A 7,793-nucleotide genomic window follows, 5' to 3' on the forward strand; every position below is an offset into this window, starting at 1 on the left:
GGTCGATTATTTTAATCAGTTTTTTATTGAATAATTAAAGTAGTTTCATTTCTGTATAAAAAAATAGTCTTTATTTTTTTTAGACAATTTCTCATCATTTTTGCATCAAATTAAATGAAGAATGATTTACGGATACATCAGAGTAAGTACAGACAAACAAACAGTAGAAAATCAACGATTCGAGATCAATCAGTTCTGCGATAATCAACAATTATTCGTAACCAAATGGATAGAAGAAACAATATCAGGAGCCAAGCAAGTAGAAGATCGTAAATTAGGTAAATTATTAAAAAAAATGAAGCCTGGCGACATTTTAGTATGTTCCGAATTATCTCGTTTAGGACGTAACTTGCTAATGATAATGGGGGTACTAAACGAATGTATGAATAGAGACATACAAGTATGGACTATTAAAGATAATTACAGATTAGGTAGCGACATTAATTCAAAAGTATTAGCTTTTGCTTTTGGTCTTTCTGCTGAAATAGAACGTAATTTAATTTCTCAACGTACCAAAGAAGCTTTAGCACGCAAAAAAGCAGAAGGTGTTATACTTGGACGCCCTAAAGGCAGAAAGTCGTCTAAAACGAAATTAACAGGGCAAGAAAAACAAATTAAAGAGTTATTAGAAAAGAATGTTTCATACAGTGCCATCGGTCGCATATTAGGTGTCCATAGATTAACAGTAACATCTTTTATAAAAAACAACCCAGAAGTATTAGCATATAAATCAGATTTTTAGGGAATCATCTAAATTATCTAACTATATTTTTAGTTATTAATGTAAAAAAACCTCGCTAGAGTTTTTAAGCGAGGTTTATATTTTATTATTTTCTGTCTTAAATAATTTTGCAAAACATCTCATCCCCTCCGGGCTAGAAGAAAGCTTAGTTATTAGCGGAAGAACTTATTTTCTTACATTCTCATTCAGAGTTTGTACTAATTTATATACTGTTGTAACTGGATTTTGTTTATGATATATCAAATGTTTTTGACTCTCATATAACTCATCAGCATTTTTGATTGCTCTTTCTTGAGAGGCATGTTCATCATTTAATAGAATAGAATAAACTTTTTGACAAAATGCATATTTTTTTCCTTCTCTTTCGTAATTAATACCAAATTTTTGGCTCAATTGCTCATAATAAAATGTTCTTAATTGTTGAGCTTCGATTTTATTATAATGTAAATAAAACCATAATTCAAAAGAATCATTTGAATATGCAACTTCGTTACCTAGTGTATTTGCTTTTTCAATTGCATTGTCAAAATCAGCATATTCATCAGCACCATTTTTAAAATCCATATCAAATACACACCATACTTCATCATATTCATATTCTGAGCTTTCTATTATTTTTTGTGTGCTATCAACTAGCTTAGTTTTTGATTGACCTCCCAAATCTACAGCTTCAACCTTCAAACCTAGAACTGGAAATGATTCAAAATATAATTTTTCAGTTTGGCCTTCACAAACTATTAAAATAGATTTTCTTATCGGTATAGTTTCTATTTGATAACTACTTGGTTTAGCTTTTCTATTCCAAGCTTTGTTCTTATCTGTCTTTTTTACAGCTCTAGTTGGTTTCGGCATAATCAAAATTTAATAGAGATGAAAAATTACCTAAGAATGGAATAGCTCCATATTTACCTTGAATATAATCCTTTTCAAAAGATGCATTGTTTCTAACACCTTTAATTTCAACTAAAGTATATAAATGACTTGCACCATATTTGTCTTTTTCTACAAAGTCGATTTGGTCTCTTCGTAAAATTTCTGAACTTAAGAGATTTGTATCGTGAGTTGTAAAAATTAATTGTGAATTTTTATTTGATTCAGAGTTGAAAAGTTCAACAATTTTTTTAGTTAAAAGTGGATGAAATCTTGAATCAAATTCATCAATAATTAAAGTGCGACCTTCATTTAATGCATTAAAGATGAATGGACTTAATTCAAACATTTTGATAGTTCCTTCTGATTCTTGTCCACTTAATACAAATGGAACGTTGCCAACTTTTTTATTTCCTTCATATTGACTACGACTAGAAACGATGATATTTCCCTTTTTAAATTCTTTTTTTAAATCATCATCAGCATCTTCTGGTAAATTATCTTTAGTTATTTCAATATTTTCAATATCATTAATCCCCGTATCAGCATTTTTTAAAAAGTCTAAAATAAATTTCTTTTTATTTAAATCATCCAATGCATCACCAGCAGCTGAGTACATACCACTATGCCCTAAACCATTGATCACAATAATTGAAGAAATTGCTTTAATTACTGATTTAGACATTTTACCAAAGCCAAATGAAGCTAATGATGTTAAGAACAAAGAATTAGTTCTAAAAATAGTATTTTCATCGTCGTCAAGTAACGAAATGAATTTACTGCCTTCTTCAAAATGCTTATCATTGACTTCTAGAATTTCTTGTTCTTCTCTAATAAACAAAGTTTGTTCTCGTTTATTAGGAGTATAGAATAACCATTCACTTTTAATGCAATTTTCATCTGCCTCGAATCCATATCTGTATTTTATATTTTTAATTCTAAATACCAATTGGAAAAAAGTTGGCTCTTTTAATTTATCTACTGATAATTTAAAAGGCTCAATAATATTTAAAATTTTATCGTCTTTTACAGATGATGTTACAATACGAATAAAAGTAACTAATGCTTTAATAATATTACTTTTACCACTAGCATTTGCACCATAAATTGCTTTGGATTTAATTAATGACATTTTATCATCAATTTCAATTACATTACGCTTATCAATTGACGGATGAAATGATTTAATTTTTGCAGCAGTCATATTTAAGGTTTGTTCATCCTTAAATGACCAAAAGTTTCCGAAATTAAATTCTTCAATCATTTCTTCTTATTTTAAAATTTGTATTTTTTTTACAAATATAAGAATAAGCTTTGGGATATGTACTATATTTGGATGTTAAATAATTTGGATGTTTATACTTAAAGTATTTCGCTAACATCGTAATTTACGAAATAAATAATAAGAAAAATTTCGTAAAATTAAACTCAAATATATAAAAAAAACTATATTTTACACCTTGTTGTGTAATACAAAAAACCTCGCTTAAAACACTTAGTGAGGTTGTTATTTGTACTATATTGTGTTTTTGTAGCTAAAATTGGAGTTGTGCAACAATTACCTATGTTAGCTGCTGGCTTTTATCATTTTATTATAAACTCGCCGTCATATTCTTTACTTTCTGTATAAATTCTAAACCCAAGAATTTTCCATATTTTTGATGCATACAAACGATAATTGTATTGTTTACTAATTTCAGTTTTATTAAAAGCTATAGAATGAATTTCCAATTCTGTACCACCAATAATACCTAACTTTTCTGTTTTTACATCTGTAAATTTTATTTCATTATCTTTCTTAATATAGAATATAGATAGATTTATTTTTGAGATAATTTTATTTTCAATTAATTCATCAATTTTAAACTTTTCTGTATATGTATTAGATTTATTTGATAAGTCAATGAAATTATATTCATTTGATGAATTTTGTGAAATTATAGAAATTAATCCAATCGTTAAAATTACAGTTTTTAGAATTCCTATTTTGTTTTTAATATACTTTAATACTTCAAAGCATATAAATAAGAAATATATAAATATTGCTATATTTAATAAAATCCAAATTAATTCAAACATAAAAGTAATATTATTTTAGAGTAATGTTTTAGAAAGCTTGCTGCTAACGGTTGACGGATTTGCTAAATAAAAAATATAGCAACGAAGTTGCGTGTATTTTTTATTTAGCAAATTCGATGATGTACGCAGTTCGGAGCGATAGCGATGAAATGTGTACATTATCGGATGTAATCCGTCAACCGATGTGACGCGATTCGTAGCATAGCGGAGAATTGCGTCACATCATCGTAATTTACGAAGTAAAATATAGTCAAGTTTCGTAAAAAACTCTCTATATCTATTCTTTCGTATAAATAACAAATATACAAACAAAACTACATTGTATACCTTATTGTGTAAAACAAAAAATCTCCTTAAAAACACTTCTAAAGAGGTTGTATATTTTATTTGAAAAATTGAGTTTGCAATATTTATATATGTTAGTCGTGGTATTTTAAATAGAGATATATTGAAAGCATTATTCCTTTGTGAAGTTCAGTTAAATATGAGGTATTAATCTCAGAAATATTAATCATTTCATTTGGTGAATAATTTTCCATCATAATTTAGCTGTTATAATCCCAAAATTCATGCAGTGAGTTGTTTAAATATAAATTTAAAGCAAACTTTAAATCATCATTCTTAGTTATTTCGAGAATTTCATTTGTTAAGTCAGGTTTAAAAGACCAAATCCAACATAAAATTTCATCTTCCGAAGGCGAGTTATTGTCTGGGATAAATTCAATAAAACCATCATTGACTCCAATTATATTTACAACAATACAGTTTACAACAGATAATCTTTCATCGAAATTTTCAAAGTCAACTATTTCTTCAAAAGGGATTTCGTTCGGATAATTTTCGATTAATTCTTTAAGCGTCTTGTTTTTCATAATGCCGTAAATCTTTATCTTTAAACGGAGAAAAATATAGTAAAATTAAAAATAATCTATATTTCTTTATACTATCCCAAACATACAACAACCATCTCATAATAAATTACGGTTTCACATAAATACAAAAAACCTCCCTAAAATTGCTTTTAAAGAGGTTACTATTTTGTGTTTTTGTATCTAAAACTGAAGTTGTGCAACAGTTCCCCGTGTTATCGGTTCGTTCTTCTTTTCGTTCTTAACAGGTCTTTCCTACTTATATTAATTGAGCATCGCATCTATTTTCTTCAACCATCCTTCAATTTCGTTTGCTGTATCTCTTTCTTTAACTCTTTTTGCAGTCATATTTGGAAAAGCCTTATTAGCGAGATATATTTTAGCTCTTGTGTCTCCCATCACTCCATCATAACCCATTTTGGCCGAAAACGCTTCTGCAAATAGTTTTGGAACTCCTTTTTTATCAGCCGAAGGATTGTCAGTAACAACAACTTCGACGTCATATGCTTCCTTGATTGCTTCACTGTGTAAATAACTTTCTATTTCGTGTTTTTGGGTTAAGACACCCCAGGATCCATCAGTTCTTGAATTTACTTCCGCTACGGACACAGAGTAGGTGGTTACATCATTATCATAGATATGACACTCTTTACATCCCAACCCTTTTAAATAATGCTCATTTACCCAATGTTTGAGTGTTGACCCTCCCATTAACACAAATGCAATTCGAGGATCATTTGATAAGTCAATTAAGGTATTGTCCTCTAAATGTAATGCTCGACTTAAACATTTTAATGCTGTAACATCTGTAGGTCCTTCAACACATATGAGAACTTTAACTCTACTATCGGGGGTTATTCCCAATGCATTTGCAACTTTAGCAAAAACGTCAACTCCAGATTCAATTAAAGGTTTTCCGTGTTCGTCTCTGTCAATAAATCTAATGCTGTTTGCTGGAAGTTCAGAAGCCAAGCCAGGACTGTGAGTTGTTAAAATTACTTGACAACCATTTTCTTCTGATAATGCTCGAAAAGAGTCTATCAAAATTTTTTGATTATTCGGATGCTGAGCTGTTTCAGGTTCTTCTAAAGCATAAATAATACTTCTTTTATTTGAAGTTTTAAGTCGTCTTTCCGCTTCTGCTTTAAAGAAACTTACAAGTATCATCCTTCTAACTCCACTACCTCTTTTATTAAGTGGTATTCCGTCATCTGTATCCATATTGATAGAAAACAATCCAGTCCATTTTGCAGCTGTTGGTGGTGTAAATTCTGGAGCAAGTTTACTGGCTAATTTTGGGTCAATAGTTTTTAATGCTTCGTGTGTGCTTGCGGCTATTTCTTCAGCTTTCTCACGAACTTTATTCTGGATTTTCTCTAAATCCTCTTTAACCTCAGCGATTGCGGTAGCAATCGCCGCTTTCATTGGATTTTGAACTTCTTTGTCTTTGTCTTGGCTATTTCTGTCGCTTTGAAATAATGCAAAAATTGGCAAATGAGATTCAATCTGTTCCCAAATTCTTTTGCTGTCCTCCTTTGGTTTACTTACAGGTATTGAAATTTCTTTTAGTTCCAAATCCTCAAAGGAATTCCAAATTGCTTTTCTCATCGTTGGATTACCTTTGAGTGAACTATCTAAGGTTTTTTGTTTAATAATTGCTTGAAGTTCTTTTTCTTTTAACTCGAGAAGGTTGTCAGCTCCAGCAACAGTTGGGTGATTTGCAATAATGTATGCTTCAAATGTAGGGGTAGCTTTTCCACAAGCAAAGACCTTTTGAATTTTTAAAGTACCTTCACTAGATAACAAAAACTCGTCAGCAAGTGACGTTGGAGAAGATGCATCAACAGTTAATTCTATTGGTAAATCTTTAAACTCACAAGTAATTGTCACTTCATTGTTACCGCTATAAATGTTTGCGTCTCCACTTTCTATTTTAACTGTGTCGTTATTAAAGAAAATTTCTAATGCTTCTAAAATTGTAGATTTACCAATATCGTTTTTTCCAATGAAGGTTGTAAGGTCGTCAATAGTAACTTTTGTTTCGTCCGCGTAACAGCGGAAATTTTTTATTGTTATAGAGGTTAATTTCATTTTTTGTCGTTAGTGTTTTGTTAGTACTGGCCGGTTTTAGAATGACCGATAACATTGTTTTTTCACGAAACTACTATAGCATTAGTTTCGTATAAATAACAAATATATAAATTAATCTAATTTATAACCATTATTGTGTAAATAAGTAAAGGGCTTCTATATAGAAGCCTTTGTTTATATTAATCTGATGTATTTAAGTAAAATAAAATACTCTGGAGTTAGACAAACCTAAAATTAACTCCAGAGTACTATTACTAACTTTAACAATGCCTACTGGTTAATCTTACTAATTTAGTATATCGCTTTTAAACTAAACGTTTTTATTCACTTAATGTCTTATATTTTTAAAAACTAAAAATCAAGGTTATTCTCTTTAATATATTTCTTAACATCTATTGATATATTAAAAATATTTAATTTATCTTGATTTAATGCATTAGCTAAAATAATTAGTGAATCTAGAGTTGGATTAGCACTTCCGTTTTCAATCGATAATAAAGTATTTTTGGAAAGTCCTTTAGTTTTATCAGCTAATTCTTGTTGTGATATACTTCTATCAATATAATCTGAACTTTTTATATCCTTTCTCAAAGAGGTTAAATAAATACCTAATTTCTCTTTTTCTGTCATTTTATTCTTAGTTAAAAATAAAATTGTAACTATTTGAATAAAATAATGGTACAATATATTGTACTATTCAATTTTAATTTGTACTTTTGAATGTATAAAATTAATACAGAGAATTTTATTAAAATAAATATATAAGCTTAGTCTTATTTTTTCCTGAATAGAAAACTGCCAATTTTCAATAGGAACGGGAAAATAAGTATCTTTGCTCACGTCTTAGGGCGTGGGCTTACTTATTCGTTCCTGGTATGGCAGTACCTCTATTCGGATTTGTAAGTTCCACGCCTTTTTCTTGGTCGTTTCTTCCATTACAAATAGCACTGAACTTCATACAATAAATACACTTGGTTTTATTCCTCTACAAATCAAGTGATATACACTCTCTATAAATATGTGTTTCTTAAAATAGAAATACACAGATGGTTATTCGATTCTACAAGAATTGAAAAGTGATAGAAATAAATTCTCGAAATGACAGAATATTAGAGAAATAATGTGTTAAAAAGTGTTAAATT

Annotated in this window: 7 protein-coding genes; 1 reads left to right on the forward strand and 6 read right to left on the reverse strand. The window is 29.1% G+C overall.

All coding sequences use genetic code 11. The features are described from left to right. Positions 1 to 121: 121 nt before the first annotated feature. The gene (locus tag B3792_RS00715) at positions 122 to 742 is read left to right on the forward strand and encodes a master DNA invertase Mpi family serine-type recombinase (protein WP_038330384.1); all 621 of its coding nucleotides are present in this window, start codon (positions 122 to 124) and stop codon (positions 740 to 742) included. Between the two features lie 165 nt (positions 743 to 907). Here the strand turns inward: B3792_RS00715 and B3792_RS00720 are convergent, their stop codons facing one another. The 6 genes from B3792_RS00720 to B3792_RS00745 form a co-directional block, all read right to left on the reverse strand. Then, positions 908 to 1,594, reverse strand: coding sequence for an RloB family protein (locus B3792_RS00720; protein ID WP_038330386.1), 687 nt, complete (start codon positions 1,592 to 1,594; stop codon positions 908 to 910). After that, complete coding sequence (locus B3792_RS00725; RefSeq protein WP_038330387.1) at positions 1,578 to 2,876, reverse strand: AAA family ATPase; 1,299 nt, start codon at positions 2,874 to 2,876, stop codon at positions 1,578 to 1,580. Before B3792_RS00725 ends, B3792_RS00720 begins: the two co-directional genes overlap by 17 nt. Positions 2,877 to 3,196: 320 nt before the next feature. After that, positions 3,197 to 3,691, reverse strand: a complete 495-nt coding sequence (locus B3792_RS00730) for a hypothetical protein (RefSeq protein WP_038330389.1) — start codon at positions 3,689 to 3,691, stop codon at positions 3,197 to 3,199. Positions 3,692 to 4,236: 545 nt separating this feature from the next. Further along, the gene (locus tag B3792_RS00735) at positions 4,237 to 4,563 is read right to left on the reverse strand and encodes a hypothetical protein (RefSeq protein WP_052217418.1); all 327 of its coding nucleotides are present in this window, start codon (positions 4,561 to 4,563) and stop codon (positions 4,237 to 4,239) included. 261 nt (positions 4,564 to 4,824) lie between these two features. Continuing rightward, positions 4,825 to 6,651, reverse strand: coding sequence for an ATP-binding protein (locus B3792_RS00740; RefSeq protein ID WP_038330391.1), 1,827 nt, complete (start codon positions 6,649 to 6,651; stop codon positions 4,825 to 4,827). A gap of 351 nt (positions 6,652 to 7,002) precedes the next feature. Continuing rightward, positions 7,003 to 7,281, reverse strand: coding sequence for a helix-turn-helix domain-containing protein (locus B3792_RS00745; RefSeq protein WP_038330393.1), 279 nt, complete (start codon positions 7,279 to 7,281; stop codon positions 7,003 to 7,005). Between the last annotated feature and the right edge of the window lie 512 nt (positions 7,282 to 7,793).

It is taken from the genome of Empedobacter sp. UBA5924 (assembly GCF_002431085.1).
GTDB classification, from domain to species: domain Bacteria; phylum Bacteroidota; class Bacteroidia; order Flavobacteriales; family Weeksellaceae; genus Empedobacter; species Empedobacter falsenii_B.

Bases quoted from the DNA above. Each gene is read 5' to 3' on its own strand.
- B3792_RS00715 (WP_038330384.1), top strand. From the start codon at position 122: ATGATTTACGGATACATCAGAGTAAGTACAGACAAACAAACAGTAGAA.
- B3792_RS00720 (WP_038330386.1), bottom strand. From the start codon at position 1,594: ATGCCGAAACCAACTAGAGCTGTAAAAAAGACAGATAAGAACAAAGCT.
- B3792_RS00725 (WP_038330387.1), bottom strand. From the start codon at position 2,876: ATGATTGAAGAATTTAATTTCGGAAACTTTTGGTCATTTAAGGATGAA.
- B3792_RS00730 (WP_038330389.1), bottom strand. From the start codon at position 3,691: ATGTTTGAATTAATTTGGATTTTATTAAATATAGCAATATTTATATAT.
- B3792_RS00735 (WP_052217418.1), bottom strand. From the start codon at position 4,563: ATGAAAAACAAGACGCTTAAAGAATTAATCGAAAATTATCCGAACGAA.
- B3792_RS00740 (WP_038330391.1), bottom strand. From the start codon at position 6,651: ATGAAATTAACCTCTATAACAATAAAAAATTTCCGCTGTTACGCGGAC.
- B3792_RS00745 (WP_038330393.1), bottom strand. From the start codon at position 7,281: ATGACAGAAAAAGAGAAATTAGGTATTTATTTAACCTCTTTGAGAAAG.